We start from the raw sequence: 14,464 nt of genomic DNA on the forward strand, positions 1-14,464 counted from the left end.
TCGCCTGGTCGCACCGCCGCCGACAACACCAGACCCGCGCCCGCAGTAGCCACTACTGGAAACGCTGGCTCAAGCATCACGAAATCAGGCTGTAGTACTAGAGGGAGAGCGCGGCCCGGCCCGAGACCACGGCGAGCGTGGCGGCGGCGGCGCGCCGCACCGCCGTGTCCACCGACTCCTCCCCCGTGCCAAACATCCCCGTGTGCAGCAGCCAGGCGTGCCCGTGGGCGGTGGCGGCCACGGCCAGCCCCAGCCGCTCGGCGGCCTCCCGGTCGCCGCCCGACAACGCCATCGCGGCCGAGCCGAAGACGTCTTTTACGGGCTTGGTGGCTTGTTCGATCTCCGGTTCGCCTGTGGGGGGCATGCTGCCGAACAGTACGTCGAACAGGGCTCGGTGCTGGGCGGCGAATCGTACGTACCCCCTGGCCACGGCCGTGAGCCGGTCCTCGGGCGAGTCGCCGGCGCGCTCGGCCGTCACGGCGGCGACGAGCAGTTCGCCCGCGCGGGCCTTCACCGCGACCAGCAGTTCGTCGCGGTCGGCGAAGTGCCGGTAGGGGGCGCTGACCGCGACGCCGAGCCGCCGGCTCGCCTCCGCCAGCGAGAACCCCTGGACGCCCTGCTCCGCGATCAGCTCCATCGCGGTGTCGATGAGCGCGGCCCGCAGGTCTCCGTGGTGGTAGCGGTCGCGCTTGGTGGGTCGGGGCGTCGGGGACATCGCCTCAGCGTAGCGAGAGCGCGTCCAGCTTGCCGACCTCGGCGTCCGTGAGCCGCAAGCCCATCGCGCCCGCCGCCGCGGCGGCCTGGCCCGGCTTGGACGCGCCGGGGATGGCCACGACGGTGTCGCCGTAGCGGGTGATGAGCCAGTTGAGGGCGACCTGCGAGACCGACACGCCGTACGCCTGGCCGATCGCGCGCAGCTCGTCGATCAGCGGCCTGGTGCGGGCGAGCCCGGCCGCGCTCAGCTCTTTGCGGCCGAAGAACCTGCGCATCACCGGAGCGGTCCTGGCCAGCGCGGGGTCGTCGTGGAAGCGTCCGGTGAGCAGCCCGCCCTCCAGCGGCGAGTAGGCGATGAGCGTGACGCCGAGCCGGCGGGCGGTCTCCAGGACGCCGTCGCGCTCGACGTTGCGGTGCAGCAGGCTGATGTGCACCTGGTTGGCGGCCAGGGTGACGCCTTCGGAGGCGAGTACCCGGTGGGCGAGTTCGAGCTGGCGGGCGGCGAAGTTGCTCACCCCCACCGAGCGGATCCGGCCGGCTTTCAGCAGCCCTGCCATGGCCTTGAGCTGGGCCGGGATGCTCGACAGCGAGCCGGTCGGCATGTGGATCTGGTGCAGGTCCACGGGGAACCCGCCGAGGTGGCGCAGGCGGTCGCCGATCGTGCGGGTGATGCTGGCGGCTGTGCGCCCCGTCGGGGTCCATTTGGTGGCCACGGAGACCTGGCCGGGCCTGACGCCGCACGCTTTCAGCGCGGTGGCCAGGACTTCCTCCGACCGGCCGCCGCCGTACATCTCGGCGGTGTCGAACCAGTTGACGCCGCCGTCGAGCGCCGCCCGTACGACCGCGGTGGCGGGCTCCTGGTCGATGGGCCTGATGATCAGGCGGGTGATGTTGGCGGTGCCGGCGAACTGCATGCAGCCCAGCCCGATGGGAGTGAGCTCGATGTCGGTCTTTCCGAGGCGTCGCATCTTCACCATGTGATTTCCTTTCACATTGTGAGAAGCTATCACATCGACACGTGCGGCAGAAGCCGCCCCTTGCGGGCCGTTCAGGGGATCAGTCGCACTCCTGCGTGCTGGCCTGCGTGGTGTCGTTGCGGCCCGCCGCGGCGTCGGGGGCGACCTCCTCGGCCGTCAGCACGTAACCGGTCTGCTCCTCGTTGATCGCCGCGGCGAAGATCACGCCGTAGACCTGGCCGCTCACCGTCAGCAGCGGCCCGCCCGAGTTGCCCGGCAGCACCTGGCCGCGGATCGCGTACACCTTGCGCCTGACCGTGTTCTCGCGGTAGATGTCGGGGCCCTCGGCCTCGATCCGGCCGCCGATCCTGGCCGGCTCGGCGGTGAACCCCTTGCCCTTCGGGAAGCCGGCGATGATCGCGTTGTCGCCGCGCCCGCCGTCGCCGTCGAAGGAGAGTTGCGGCAGGTCGAGCCCCGGCACGTAGAGGACGGCGATGTCGCGGCGCGGGTTGTAGCGCACGACCGTGGCCGTGTGGCGCACGTTGTTGTAGTCGATCACCTGAAGGTCGCGGGTGACGCCCGCGACCACGTGCGCGTTGGTCATGATCCGGCCGGCCGCGTAGACGAAGCCGGTGCCCTCGATGTGCTTGTTACAGCTCTCGGCGTTGCCCTGGACCTTCACGATCGCGCGGCGGGACCGGCTCAGCTTGGCGCCCTGCAACACGCTCTGGTCGGGCGGCTGCACGTCGATGAGCGTGCCCGCCCCGATCGCGTCGAAGACGGGCGGGAACTCCGAACGGTCGATGAACTTCTTGAACGGCTGCTGCCAGTTGCGCGCGGACTGCGGGATGGCGTCGTCGACCGTGGTGAGCAGCGCGGAGTTCTTCACCTGGTCGACGAGCGGGGTGAACGCGGTGGAGACGATCAGCGAGCCGATCAGCCACGCGATGACCAGCACCGACAGCGCGCTGGCGAACGTGCCGCCGATCGCGTCGGCCATCTTGGCCGGCTCCCACGTGACGTGACTGCGGACGACGGCCCCGAGCGTGGAGGAGGCGAACTGCCCGATCGTCGCCGACAGGAACACGATGACGATCGCGAGCAGCGCCTGCGGCGTGTCACCCTCGACGACCGCCTTGGAGATCGGCGGCGCGATGAAAACTCCCAGCACGGCCCCGCCCACGAACCCCACGAAGCTCATCGCCCCGATGATGAAGCCCTGCCGGTAACCCGAGACGCCGAAGGCGATCACGAGGCCGATCAAGATGAGGTCAAGCAGATCACCGCGCACGTCTCAAAGGTAACCAGCGATACGGTCAAGTGTGCACGTCTTCGATCAGGACGGCGTCACCCACCTGGCTATCTTGAGCGTATGCCGCCGGACGAGGGAACAGTGCGCGATCTCATCCAGGCTGCTCTGCGCGACACCGATCCTGACGGCCCCTTGCGCTGGCACGTGATCTCGATGCTGCGCCAGCGGGCCGACCTGGAGTCGTTCATCGAGGCGAGACGGCTGTGCGCGGCCGACACCGTCGCCGAACGGCTGCTCGGCGTGGACATCATGGGCATGTTGCGGCCGTTCGTGGACCGCACGCTGCCGGTGCTGCGCTACCTGGCCGCCAGCGAGGACGACGCCATGGTGCTGTACTCGGTGCTGATCGCCTTCGGCCATCTGGCCGACCCGCGGTCGCTGCCGTCCGTGATCGACCTGGCCGCCCACGGCGACCCGCGGGTCAGGTACGGGGCCGCGTACGCGCTGCAGCACGTCCTCGGCGAGCCGCCCGACCGGGCCGGCCTGGACACCCTGCGCGCGCTGGCCCGCGACAGCGACGCCGACGTGGCCGGATGGGCCTCGCTCGGCGTCGCGCTGAGGTCGCCCGGCTAGCCCCTGGAGGCGAGGTTGACCACGTCGGGCGGCAGGTCCTCCGTCCGGCCCAGGTCCCATGGCCGCTCCAGCCCGGCCTCGCGCAGCACGGTGTCGAGGATCATCGCGGTGAACCCCCACACCAGCATCCCGCGCACCCGGAACGCCGGCCCCGCCGTGCCGCGCGGATGGCGCAGCATGACCCGGTTCGCCGGATCGACCAGTTCGGCGATCGGCACCCGCTCGACCGAGTCGACCTCGTCGGGCGAGGCCGCGTGCACCGCGGACGGCTCGCGCCACCAGGCGATGACCGGCGTGACCCGGTTGTCGCTGAAGGTCAGGTAGAGCTCGGGCATCGTGCACAGCACGTGCACCCCGCTCGGGTCTGCCCCGGTCTCCTCCTCGGCCTCGCGCAACGCGGCCCCGACCGGCCCGCCGTCGCCGGGGTCCACGCCGCCGCCGGGGAAGGCCGGCTGGCCCGGATGCCGGCGCCCGCGCGTGCTGCGCTGGATGAGCAGCACGTCAGGGCCGTTCGGGCCGTCGCCGAACAACATCAGCACCGCCGCCTCGCGCCCGCGCCCCGCGGGTGGCCGGAGTGGTACGGGAACTCGGATCCGCTGCGCTTGCGCCGCCAATGTCTCCAGCCAGCCGGGCACTTGGGTCACGCAACCTCCAACACGCCGTGACGTGAATGACTTCCCCCGAGCTCCACCGTCAGGAGAAGGGGCCGGATCGGACGAGCTTCGCGGCCTCCGCCGCGCCGGTGGGGCCGGTGCCGTACGAGGGGCAGAGCGCGGCCAGCGGGCACACGCCGCACGCGGGCCGGCGGGCGTGGCAGATGCGGCGGCCGTGCCAGATCACCCGGTGGGAGAAGATCGTCCACTCGCGCTTGGGCAGCAGGTCGCCCACGACGTGCTCGATCTTGACGGGGTCGGTCTCCTCGGTCCAGCCGAAGCGGCGTACGAGGCGCTGGAAGTGGGTGTCGACGGTCAGGCCGGGCACGCCGAAGGCGTTGCCGAGCACCACGTTGGCCGTCTTGCGGCCCACTCCGGGCAGCGTGACCAGGTCTTTCAGCCTGCCCGGCACCTCGCCGCGGTAACGCTCGCAGATCGCCTGGGCCATGCCGATGATGCTGTTGGTCTTCGCGCGGAAGAAGCCGGTCGAGCGGATGATCTCCTCCATCTCCGACCGGTCCGCGGCGGCGTAGTCCTCCACCGCCGGGTATTTCGCGAAGAGCACGGGGGTCACCATGTTGACCCGTTTGTCCGTGCACTGGGCCGACAGGATGGTCGCGACCAGCAGCTCCAGGGGGTTGCCGAAATCAAGCTCGCAGTGGGCGTCGGGGTAGGTCTCCGCGAGGATGCGGTTCATCCTGCGCGCCCGCCGGACCAGTGCGAGCTGGGTCTCCGGCTTGCGCGCCGCCGCGTTCGTCGCCATGCCGCAAGAGTAGAAGCTCCCGGGAACGGTTGAACCCAAGACGGCTCCGCCCGCGTACAACCTGGCGGTTCGGAAAGGGGCCGGGCAATGGGCGATCAGGGAACGACGCTGGCGGAGTTCGTCGGTCAGGCGGGGCCGCTGCGCGGGCAGGCGCTGCACCGGCTGGCCGTGACGTGCGTGGCGGCGCTGGCCAAGCTGCACGCGCGCGGCACCGCCGGGGTACGCCTCGGCAACGAGAACGTGGCGCTCGGCGCGCACGGGCAGGTGCTCATCGGCTGGCAGATCGCGCCGGCCGCCGGCGACCTGCCGGAGGCGGAGGACGTCCGGGCCTGGGCGGACCTGGTGGTGTTCGCGGCCACCGGCGCGCGGGAGGGCGACCTGCGCGCGCTGCCGCCCGCGCTGCGCATCGCGATCCAGCAGTGCCGCCTGCCGGACCCCGCGGCGCGCCCGAGGTCCGTGGAGGTGCTGCGGGTGCTGCTGAGCCGGTCCGTCTCGGCGGCCGTGGCGTCGGTGGACGACCTGCTGGCCAAGGCGGGCTGAGCTTGGGGCGGTGCCGGTCACGGATCGGAAACGGCCGTCCGGTAACTTTCCCCCTGGACTTCACATATTCGGGCAAGCCCAGACCACTCCAGCATTCCCATAACCTGTGTGTGCCGCCCGAAGTGGGGTGAGTCACAATGGCAGCAGAGGAGGCAGAGTGAACACCGAAGATGTGCTGGGCAAGGCCCCCCTGTTCGCCGCGCTGGATCGCGAGAGCGCCGCGGCGCTACGGACGAGCATCACCGAGGTCCAGCTTTCCAAGGGGCAGACGCTCTTCCACGAGAACGAGACGGGCGACCGCCTCTACGTCGTCCTGGAAGGCAAGATCAAGCTTTCCCGCACCTCCCCCGACGGGCGGGAGAACCTGCTGAGCGTGCTGGGGCCGAGTGAGATGTTCGGCGAGTTGTCGCTGTTCGACCCGCGCCCGCGCACGGCCACGGCGACGGCGCTCACCGAGGTGCGCCTGGCCGGGCTCGGCCACGACGACCTGCGGCCCTGGCTGACCGGCCGGCCCGAGGTGGCGCTCCACCTGCTGCGCGCGTTGGCGCAGCGACTGCGCCGCACCAACGACGTACTGGCCGACCTGGTCTTCACCGACGTGCCCGGCCGGGTGGCCAAGCAGTTGCTCGACCTGGCCGAGCGCTTCGGCGCCAAGACCGACGACGGCCTGCGGGTGCACCACGACCTGACCCAGGAGGAGCTCGCGCAGCTCGTGGGCGCCTCGCGCGAGACCGTCAACAAGGCGCTGGCCGACTTCGCGCAGCGGGGCTGGCTGCGGATCGAGGCCAAGGCCGTGGTCATCCTCGACATGGACCGGCTCTACAACCGGTCGAGGTAGTCGAGCTGGGCCAGCACCGACATCTCGGCGGCCGGCCACAGTGAACGGTCGACGTCGGCGTACACGATCTTGACGATCTGGCGCGGCGTCCTGGCGCCTTGCGCGCGTGCCGCCCTGATCTGGTCGAGCCGCTCGCGCCGGTGCGCGATGTAGCCGTCGAGCGCCCCGATCGGGTCGGCCAGCACGGGGCCGTGGCCCGGCAGCAGCGCCTGCGCCTCCAGGCTCTCCGCCGCCGCCCTGAGCCGGTCGAGGCTGCGCAGGTACTCGGCCAGGCCGCCGTCGCGGGCGATGATCGTGGTGCCCCTGCCGAGCACGGTGTCGCCGGTCAGCATCGCCCTGTCGGCGGGCAGCCAGAAGCACAGCGAGTCGAACGAGTGGCCCGGCGTGCCGAACACGTGGATCTCCAGGCCGCCCACGGTCACCACGTCGCCGTCGCCGAGGCCCTCGTCCCCGAGGCGGTGACGCGGGTCCAGGGCGCGCACGGGCGCGTCCACCATGCCGGCGAAGGTGCGCGCGCCGCCGCTGTGGTCGAAGTGGCCGTGGCTGAGCAGGATCCCGGTGACGCGGCGCCCCGCGAGGTGGTCGCGGACGTGGGTCAGGTGCGCCTTGTCGTCCGGGCCCGGATCGACGACGACCACGTCCTCGCCGGCCCCGACCACCCACGTGTTGGTGCCGTCGAGGGTCATCGCCGACGGGTTGGGGGCGAGCAGGTTCTCGGCGTGTTCCGTACGGGAGCCGTCGGGCGTCCCGATGGGGATGTGCAGGCCGCTCACATCGTCACCAGCCGCATCTCGCCCTCGATCTCCACCGCTCTGGGCAGGATGGTCACGATCTGTCGCGGCGCGGCCAGCACCCCGGCCAGGCCGTCGTACGCGGCCAGCTCGGTCAGAGTGTGGTGGGTGGGCGGCATCAGGAAGATCTCGCCCCCGCCCGCCAGCTCCAGCGCCCGGCCCGGCCGCTGCCACACCACCCGGTCGGCCTCGCCGCCCACGTCACGCGTGCGCTGCCCCTCGGGCAGCACGGCGACGAAGAAGCGGGTGTCGAAGCGCCGCTGCTCGATCTCCGGCGTGATCCAGTGGGCCCACGCCTTGAGCAGGTCGGAGCGCAGCACCAGGCCGCGCCGGGCGAGGAAGTCGGCGAAGCCGAGGCTGTGGTCGATCAGCGCCAGCCGGTCGGCCTCCCAGTCGTCGCCGGTCGTGTCGGCCACCACGGAGTCCGGCCCCGGGCCCGCCAGCAGCACACCGGACTCCTCGAACGTCTCGCGCACGGCCGCGCACACCAGCCCCCGCGCCAGCCGCTCGCCGGCGTTGAGCACCTCGCCCCACTCCGCCGGGGACGGCCCGGCCCAGGCCACCGCCTGGTCGGTGTCACGCGCGTCCACGGACCCGCCGGGGAAGACGTACGCGCCTGCGGCGAAGGCCATCGTCGCCTTGCGCCGCAGCAGGTAGACCTCCGGCCCCGGGCGCAGGAGCACCACGGTGGCGGCGTCCCGCGCCAGCACCGGCACGATCCGCCCGGCCAGGACGTCTCGTGCCCGGGCGGCGAGTTCGGCTGGAAGCGGCAATCCGGTCACCTGACCTCCTTCTGGAACATTACATTCCTAGAACATCACTCGGTCATGGTGACATATGCCCACTCAGCCGACTTCGGCGATCAGCTCCACCTCGACGGGCACGTCGAGCGGCAGGGCGGCCACGCCCACCGCGCTGCGCGCGTGCCTGCCCGCGTCGCCGAACACCTCGGCGAGCAGGTCGCTGGCGCCGTTGGCCACCTGCGGCTGCTCGGTGAAACCGGGAGCACTCGCGACGAAGACCACGACCTTGACGATCCGCCGCACCCTGGACAGCTCGCCCAGCTCGGCCTTCAGCGCCGCCAGCGCGTTGAGCACGCAGATGCGGGCCTGCCCCTTGCCCTCGTCGACGCCCAGGTCGACGCCGAGCTTGCCGGTCTGGTGCAGCTTGCCGTCGATCATCGGCACCTGACCCGAGGTGTAGACCAGATCACCGGTGCGGACGGCGGGCACGTAGGAGCCCACCGGCGTGACCGGCGCGGGCAGGGTGAAGCCCAGCTCCTCGATCCGCTGCTCGGGCGACGTCACTGCTTCTCCCTCTTGAAGTAGGCGACGAGCTGCTCGGGCGTGGCGCCCTGGACGATCTGGACCAGCTCCCAGCCGTCGGCGCCGAAGTTGTCGAGGATCATCTTCGTGTTGTGGATCAACACGGGGGCCGTGAGGTACTCCCATTTCTTCATGGGGATCAGATTAGTGTGAGCAATCTCAAAGCTCGGCCGCAGACTGACGACAAGTGACCGTTCGGTAGCGTGGATTCGTGGATTCTCCCGACCCGGATTGGGCCGACGTAAGACTGCACGTCGTCACCGGCAAGGGCGGCACCGGCAAGACGACCGTCGCCGCCGCTCTCGCTCTCGCCCTCGCCTCGGGCGGTCGCAAGGTGCTGCTCGTGGAGGTGGAGGGCAGGCAGGGCATCGCGCAGATCTTCGACCTGCCCCCGCTGCCGTACGAGGAGCGCCGGATCGCCGTGGCGCCGTCCGGCGGCGACGTCTACGCGCTGGCCATCGACCCCGAAGAGGCCATGCTCGAGTACATGGAGATGTTCTACGGGATGCGCAGGGCCGGCCGGGCGCTGACCAAGATGGGCATCGTCGACTTCGCCACCACCGTGGCCCCCGGCTTCCGCGACGTGCTCGTCACGGGCAAGACCACCGAGGCCGTACGCAGGCGCGGCAGGAACGGCCGCCGCGTCTACGACGCCGTCGTGCTCGACGCGCCCCCCACGGGCCGCATCACCCGCTTCCTCAACGTCACCAAGGAGGTGGCCGGCCTGGCCAGGGTCGGCCCCATCAAGAACCACTCGGATCTCGTCAGCGGCGTCGTGAAGTCCCCCGAGACGGCTGTGCATTTCGTCACGTTGCTGGAGGAGATGCCGGTGCAGGAGACGCTCGACGGCATCGCCGAATTGCGTTCGGCCGGGCTCCCCGCCGGGGGGATTTTCATCAACATGGTGCGTCAGTCCCTGCTGCCACAGGCAGCTCTTGACTCCGCTGTCAAGGGCCGCCTCGACCCCGACGAGATCGTCCTGGGCCTCAAGGCGGCCGGCGTGGCCGACGGCGCGCAGGCCACCGAGCTGGCCGCGGCGCTCGCCGGCGAGGTTGTCGAGCACGCCCACCGCACCGAGCTGGAACGGGCCGAGCGCGAGACCCTCGCCGGAGCCGGAGTGACGAGCTACGAGCTGCCGCTGCTGGCCGACGGCGTGGACCTGGCCGGCCTGTACGAGCTGGCAGAGACCATGCGCACCCAGGGAGCAGCGTGAAGACACCCGCCAGGCTCGACATCGACGCCATCCTCGACGACGAGGGCACCAGGATCATCGTCTGCTGCGGCGCCGGCGGCGTGGGCAAGACCACGACCGCGGCGGCCCTCGGCCTGCGCGCCGCCGAACGCGGCAGGTGCGCGGTCGTGCTGACCGTCGACCCCGCCAGACGCCTGGCCCAGTCGATGGGGCTGACCGAGCTGGACAACACCCCGCGCCTGGTCAGCTCGCCCGAGGGCGGGGGCCGGCTCTACGCGATGATGCTGGACATGAAGCGCACGTTCGACGAGATCATCGAGGCGCACGCCGATCCCGCCCGCGCCCGCCAGATCCTGTCGAACCCCTTCTACCAGTCCCTGTCGTCCAGCTTCTCGGGCACGCAGGAGTACATGGCGATGGAGAAGCTGGGTCAGCTCCGCCGCTCCGACGAGTGGGACCTGATCATCGTGGACACGCCGCCCTCACGCTCGGCGCTCGACTTCCTCGACGCCCCCGAGCGGCTCGGGCGCTTCCTCGACGGCCGGTTCATCAAGCTGCTGACCGCGCCCGCCAAGGCAGGCGGGCGCAGCGCGTTCCGGCTGCTCAACGCCGGGTTCGGGTTGATGGCCGGAGCGATGACGAAGCTGCTCGGCGCCCAGGTGATCAAGGATCTCCAGACGTTCGTGTCAGCGCTCGACGCGGTGTTCGGCGGGTTCAGGCAGCGGGCCGAGATGACGTACCAACTGCTTCAGGCGCCCGGCACGGCCTTCCTGGTGGTGGCCGCGCCCGAGCGCGACGCGATGCGCGAGGCGTCCTACTTCGTCGAACGCCTGGCCGAGGAGCGCATGCCCCTGGCTGGCCTCGTCGTCAACCGTGTGCACACATCGCCCGCCTCCGGACTCTCCGCCGCCCGCAGCGCCGCCGCCGCGGAGGACTTGGAGTCGAGGGGCGAGCACGAGCTCACCGCCGCCGTGCTGCGGCTGCACGCCGGGCGGATGCAACTCTCCGCCCGCGAACACCGCGAGCAGGAGCATTTCATCTCGGCCCACCCCACGGTGCCCGTGGTGCGGGTACGCGCCATGTCCGAGGACGTACACGATCTCACCGGTCTGCGGCAGATCGGAGATCTGCTGGCCACCGCATAGAGGTACGGCCGGCGGCGGCGCCGGCCGTACGCGGTCGCCGGGCTGGATCAGCCCGCGATCAGCTCGTTGGTTCGTTCGTACTCTTCCTTGGCGGACTCGAGCAGTTCGCGCCACGAGTCCACGTCGGGCCGCCGTCGAAGCAGCGCACGTCGTTCCCGTTCGGTCATACCGCCCCAGACCCCGAACTCGATGCGGTTGTCCAGCGCATCGGCGAGGCACTCAGTACGGACCGGGCAGCCACGGCAGATGAGCTTCGCTCTGTTCTGCGCGGCGCCCTGCACGAACAGGGCATCCGGATCCGCACCCTTACAGGCGGCACGGGAGGTCCAATCCGTGATCCACATTTTTCGACCCCACTCCCCTTAGGTGGTCAGTCGTCATTTGGGGCCGACGGGCGCGGGCGCCGAGCCTCCGTATTCAGTTGCCGCAGAGGAGAACGTACGCAACTAGACGTTCGGGCCGACAGACCCCAGAGGACCAATTTCTCGCCGCGGTCTTGACCGGGAATGACTAGTCACCCCCGTCAGTCAAGGCGAAATGGTGTCGTGCTACCGATTCGGTCAGTCTTTCCGCGTACTCTTGGTACCGTGCAAGCGCAGCGCAAAGATCGCTCCAACCCCGTACTGAACGTCCTGCGACTCCTGATCGCAGGCGGGGCGGCGGGTGTGCTCGCCGCTGCCGTGGCGCTGCCGGCGGTAGGCGGTGCGGGCATGTCCACCAGGGGCGCCGTCGAGGCACTCGACCTCAAGCCCGAAGAGCTCGACGAACCTCCTCTGTCCGAACGCACCGAGATCTTTGACGCCGACGGCAAGAAGATCGCCCAGTTCTACTTCGAGAACCGGCAGTCCGTGACCCTCGACAAGGTTGCCCCGATCATGCAGACGGCGCTGATCGCGATCGAGGACTTCCGTTTCTACCAGCACGGGCCGATCGATGTGGAGGGAACGGTAAGAGCGCTTCTCAAGAATGTGACCAGCGGTGGCGTCACGCAGGGCGGCTCGTCGATCACCCAGCAGTACGTCAAGCAGGTTCTGGTCAACAAGGCCGAGACGCCCGAGGAGCAGGCGGCTGCCATCGCGCCGACCGTCTCGCGCAAGTTGTCCGAGTTGCGGAACGCCATGGCGATCGAGAAGAAGTACAGCAAGAACCAGATTCTTGAGAAGTACCTCAACATCGCCTACTTCGGCGCGGGCGCCCACGGCGTCCAGGCCGCGGCCAAGCGCTTCTTCGACAAGCCGGCCTCCGAGCTCAACCTCGTCGAGGCCGCCACGCTCGCCGGCGCGGTGCAGAACCCCGCGCGCACCGACCCCAACATCGGCGCCGAGTCCCGCAAGCTGCTGCAGGACCGGCGCAACATCGTCCTCGACCGGATGGCCGAGCTCGGCAAGATCACGCCGGCGGAGGCCGCCGAGGCCAAGAAGAAGAAGCTGGGCTTCAAGGACGTCAAGGTGCCCGGCGGGTGCGAGGCCAGCAAGTATCCGTACTTCTGCCTCTACGTCCAGTACGAGATCCTCAACAACGAGGACTTCGGCAAGAACCAGGACGAGCGCAGGAAGCTGCTCCAGCGCGGCGGCCTGAAGATCAGGACCACGCTCGACGCGAAGATGCAGAGCGCCGCCGAGAAGGCGATCAAGAAGTACGTCAGCACCAAGGACAAGCCCGTCGCCTCGCAGGCCATGGTCGTCCCCGGCACCGGCGAGATCAAGGCGATGGCCGCCTCGCGGAAGTTCGGCGGCGACAAGAAGCAGAACGAGATGAGCTACAACATCGTGGCCGATGCCGCGCACGGCGGCGGGCGCGGGTTCCAGCAGGGCTCGACGGCCAAGGTCTACACCCTGGCCGCCGCCCTGGAGGCGGGCATGAAGTACGACGACGGCTTCCCCTCCCCCGCCGGCTACACCGCCAGTGGCTACAACTCGTTCAAGAACTGCAAGAACCAGAACGTCGGCGACCCGTCCCACACCGTGCGCAACTCCAGCGAGGGCGGCGGCGGCTTCAAGACGCTGCAATCCGGCACCTGGGGCTCGGTGAACACGTTCTTCGTCAAGCTGCAGGAGGAAGTCGGGCTCTGCGACGTGGTCAAGATGGCCAAGAAGCTCGGCGTCAAGCGGGCCGACGGGCAGAAGCTGTCGGAGGTCGAGACGTTCACGCTCGGGGTCAACGAGGTCGACCCCGTCACGATCGCCAGCTCGTACGCCGTCTTCGCCTCGCGCGGCCAGTACTGCCGGCCGCTGGCCATCACCGAGATCAAGGACCGCTACGGCAAGGCCACCCAGTACAAGCCGAAGTGCTCGCAGGTGCTGGAGGAGGAGGTCGCCGACGCGGTCAACGGCATCCTGTCCGGGGTGTTCACCAAGGGCACGATGACGGAGGTCGGCGGCATCGGCCGCGACGCGGCCGGCAAGACGGGCACGACCGACAACTACATGTCGGCCTGGTTCGCCGGTTACACGCCCAACCTGGCCTCCGCCGTCAGCCTCGGCGACCCGCGCGGCACCTCGGCGCACAAGCTGATCGGGATCACGATCGGCGGGCGGTACTACCCCTACGTCTACGGCGCGTCGATCTCCGGGCGGATCTGGAAGGACTCGATGCTCCAGGCGCTCAAGGGGGTCGCGGCGACCGACTTCACGGCGGTCGACAGGTCACGCTTCGGCGGTTGCGGCGACAACTGCGCGCCCAAGCCGAAGAAGGAGAAGAAGGACGACGAAGGGCCGCGCGACCCGTTCGACATCTTCAACCCGGGCAACGGCGACGGCCCGCCGGACGGACGCGGCGACGGACGTGGTGACGGCCGGGGCGACGGGCGCGGGCGCGGTGGCGACGCCGGGCCGATCACCCCGGGCCGCTGAGAGGCGCCCCCCGGGGGGTTGGCGAGATCGGTGGGGTGGGCCCCGTCTCGGCGGGGCCTCAGAGGCTCTGAGGGCGCCCCCAGAGCGGTTCTGGGCGCCCCTTGGGCCCTCCCGGGCTCTCTGGGCGCTCTGCGGCCCTTCGGGCGGTGTGGAGAGGGCGGCCGGCGGGCGCCTGAGCGCCCGGCCCCTACCGGACAGCTTCGAGCTTTACCGGACGGCTTGAGCCGCGGCCGAGAACCGGGCTCGGCGGCTGCCGGGGTGGTGAGGCTAGCCCGCGGCCAGCCGGGCCTTGACCGCGGCAGCCACCCGACCGCCCTCGGCGCGCCCGGCCACCTTCGGGTTGACCGCCTTCATGACCTGCCCCATCGCCTGCGGCCCCGCGGCGCCGGTCTCGGCTACGGCGGCCTCCACCAGCGTCTTCAGCTCCTCGTCGGAGAGCTGCGCGGGCAGGTACTCCTCCAGCACCGCCTGCTCGGCCAGCTCGGCCTCGGCCTGCTCCTTGCGCCCCGCGTTGCCGAACGCCTCGGCCGCCTCGCGCCGCTTCTTGGCCTCCTTCGTCAGGACCTTGACGACCTCGTCGTCCGAGAGCTGCCTCGCCGTCTTGCCCGCGACCTCCTCGACGTTGATCGCGGCCAGGGCCATGCGGACCGTGCGGAGGCGGACCTCGTCCTTGTTCTTCAGCGAGGCCGTCAAGTCGGCCTTCAGCTTGTCCTTCAATGCGCTCATGCGCTCCATCTTGCCGTCTGCGCGGACCCCCGGGTCGCACCACGGCGTCACCGGGGGTCGCCTGACGCCGGATCTCGGGCATCA

At 70.3% G+C, this 14,464-nt stretch carries 17 protein-coding genes; 6 read left to right on the top strand and 11 right to left on the bottom strand.

Annotation, left to right across the window (positions count from 1 at the left end; genetic code table 11):
* Positions 1-97: 97 nt before the first annotated feature.
* The 3 genes from FAF44_RS00005 to FAF44_RS00015 form a co-directional block, all read right to left on the bottom strand.
* Positions 98-715, bottom strand: a complete 618-nt coding sequence (locus tag FAF44_RS00005) for a TetR/AcrR family transcriptional regulator (protein WP_237100844.1) — start codon at positions 713-715, stop codon at positions 98-100.
* Between the two features lie 4 nt (positions 716-719).
* Positions 720-1,691: an aldo/keto reductase gene (locus FAF44_RS00010; protein ID WP_237100845.1), complete on the bottom strand. Its 972-nt coding sequence runs from the start codon at positions 1,689-1,691 to the stop codon at positions 720-722.
* 79 nt (positions 1,692-1,770) lie between these two features.
* Complete coding sequence (locus FAF44_RS00015; protein ID WP_237100846.1) at positions 1,771-2,961, bottom strand: MarP family serine protease; 1,191 nt, start codon at positions 2,959-2,961, stop codon at positions 1,771-1,773.
* A gap of 102 nt (positions 2,962-3,063) precedes the next feature.
* Here FAF44_RS00015 and FAF44_RS00020 point away from each other — a divergent pair, with 102 nt between their 5' ends.
* A complete protein-coding gene (locus FAF44_RS00020; RefSeq protein ID WP_237100847.1) occupies positions 3,064-3,555 on the top strand; it encodes a HEAT repeat domain-containing protein in 492 nt (163 codons plus the stop codon).
* Here the strand turns inward: FAF44_RS00020 and FAF44_RS00025 are convergent.
* Together FAF44_RS00025 and nth are read right to left on the bottom strand one after the other, a co-directional pair.
* Positions 3,552-4,199: a CoA pyrophosphatase gene (locus FAF44_RS00025; RefSeq protein WP_237100848.1), complete on the bottom strand. Its 648-nt coding sequence runs from the start codon at positions 4,197-4,199 to the stop codon at positions 3,552-3,554. The two genes, FAF44_RS00020 and FAF44_RS00025, sit on opposite strands and share 4 nt — an antisense overlap.
* A 49-nt stretch (positions 4,200-4,248) precedes the next feature.
* Positions 4,249-4,971 (bottom strand): endonuclease III, encoded by a 723-nt coding sequence (gene nth, locus FAF44_RS00030; protein WP_237100849.1) that lies wholly within the window; start codon positions 4,969-4,971, stop codon positions 4,249-4,251.
* An 87-nt stretch (positions 4,972-5,058) separates the two neighbouring features.
* On the opposite strand from nth, the gene FAF44_RS00035 reads away from it, so the two are divergent.
* On the top strand, positions 5,059-5,511 hold the full coding sequence (locus FAF44_RS00035; protein WP_237100850.1) for a hypothetical protein: 453 nt from the start codon (positions 5,059-5,061) through the stop codon (positions 5,509-5,511).
* A 202-nt stretch (positions 5,512-5,713) separates the two neighbouring features.
* Positions 5,714-6,349 carry a Crp/Fnr family transcriptional regulator gene (locus tag FAF44_RS00040; protein WP_237100953.1) on the top strand — a complete coding sequence of 212 codons (636 nt, stop codon included), beginning with the start codon at positions 5,714-5,716 and terminating at the stop codon, positions 6,347-6,349.
* Here the strand turns inward: FAF44_RS00040 and FAF44_RS00045 are convergent.
* From FAF44_RS00045 to FAF44_RS00060, 4 genes are all read right to left on the bottom strand, one after another.
* Positions 6,331-7,122 (bottom strand): MBL fold metallo-hydrolase, encoded by a 792-nt coding sequence (locus FAF44_RS00045; protein WP_237100851.1) that lies wholly within the window; start codon positions 7,120-7,122, stop codon positions 6,331-6,333. The two genes, FAF44_RS00040 and FAF44_RS00045, sit on opposite strands and share 19 nt — an antisense overlap.
* Complete coding sequence (locus FAF44_RS00050) at positions 7,119-7,913, bottom strand: NUDIX hydrolase (RefSeq protein ID WP_237100954.1); 795 nt, start codon at positions 7,911-7,913, stop codon at positions 7,119-7,121. The genes FAF44_RS00045 and FAF44_RS00050 overlap by 4 nt, the downstream gene beginning before the upstream one ends.
* Positions 7,914-7,985: 72 nt before the next feature.
* Positions 7,986-8,447: a RidA family protein gene (locus tag FAF44_RS00055; RefSeq protein ID WP_237100852.1), complete on the bottom strand. Its 462-nt coding sequence runs from the start codon at positions 8,445-8,447 to the stop codon at positions 7,986-7,988.
* Positions 8,444-8,599, bottom strand: a complete 156-nt coding sequence (locus FAF44_RS00060) for a DUF4177 domain-containing protein (RefSeq protein ID WP_148438127.1) — start codon at positions 8,597-8,599, stop codon at positions 8,444-8,446. Before FAF44_RS00060 ends, FAF44_RS00055 begins: the two co-directional genes overlap by 4 nt.
* A gap of 77 nt (positions 8,600-8,676) precedes the next feature.
* On the opposite strand from FAF44_RS00060, the gene FAF44_RS00065 reads away from it, so the two are divergent.
* Both FAF44_RS00065 and FAF44_RS00070 read left to right on the top strand, forming a co-directional pair.
* Positions 8,677-9,678, top strand: coding sequence for an ArsA-related P-loop ATPase (locus FAF44_RS00065; protein WP_237100853.1), 1,002 nt, complete (start codon positions 8,677-8,679; stop codon positions 9,676-9,678).
* Positions 9,675-10,802, top strand: a complete 1,128-nt coding sequence (locus FAF44_RS00070; protein WP_237100854.1) for an ArsA family ATPase — start codon at positions 9,675-9,677, stop codon at positions 10,800-10,802. The genes FAF44_RS00065 and FAF44_RS00070 overlap by 4 nt, the downstream gene beginning before the upstream one ends.
* 47 nt (positions 10,803-10,849) lie before the next feature.
* On the opposite strand, the gene FAF44_RS00075 is transcribed toward FAF44_RS00070, so the two are convergent.
* Positions 10,850-11,146, bottom strand: coding sequence for a WhiB family transcriptional regulator (locus FAF44_RS00075; protein ID WP_020542548.1), 297 nt, complete (start codon positions 11,144-11,146; stop codon positions 10,850-10,852).
* Between the two features lie 243 nt (positions 11,147-11,389).
* On the opposite strand from FAF44_RS00075, the gene FAF44_RS00080 reads away from it, so the two are divergent.
* Positions 11,390-13,654 (top strand): transglycosylase domain-containing protein, encoded by a 2,265-nt coding sequence (locus tag FAF44_RS00080; protein ID WP_237100855.1) that lies wholly within the window; start codon positions 11,390-11,392, stop codon positions 13,652-13,654.
* 267 nt (positions 13,655-13,921) lie between these two features.
* Here the strand turns inward: FAF44_RS00080 and FAF44_RS00085 are convergent, their stop codons facing one another.
* A complete protein-coding gene (locus FAF44_RS00085; RefSeq protein WP_237100856.1) occupies positions 13,922-14,380 on the bottom strand; it encodes a GatB/YqeY domain-containing protein in 459 nt (152 codons plus the stop codon).
* Positions 14,381-14,464: the final 84 nt, after the last annotated feature.

It is taken from the genome of Nonomuraea sp. MG754425 (genome assembly GCF_021699195.1).
Taxonomy (GTDB): Bacteria; Actinomycetota; Actinomycetes; order Streptosporangiales; family Streptosporangiaceae; genus Nonomuraea.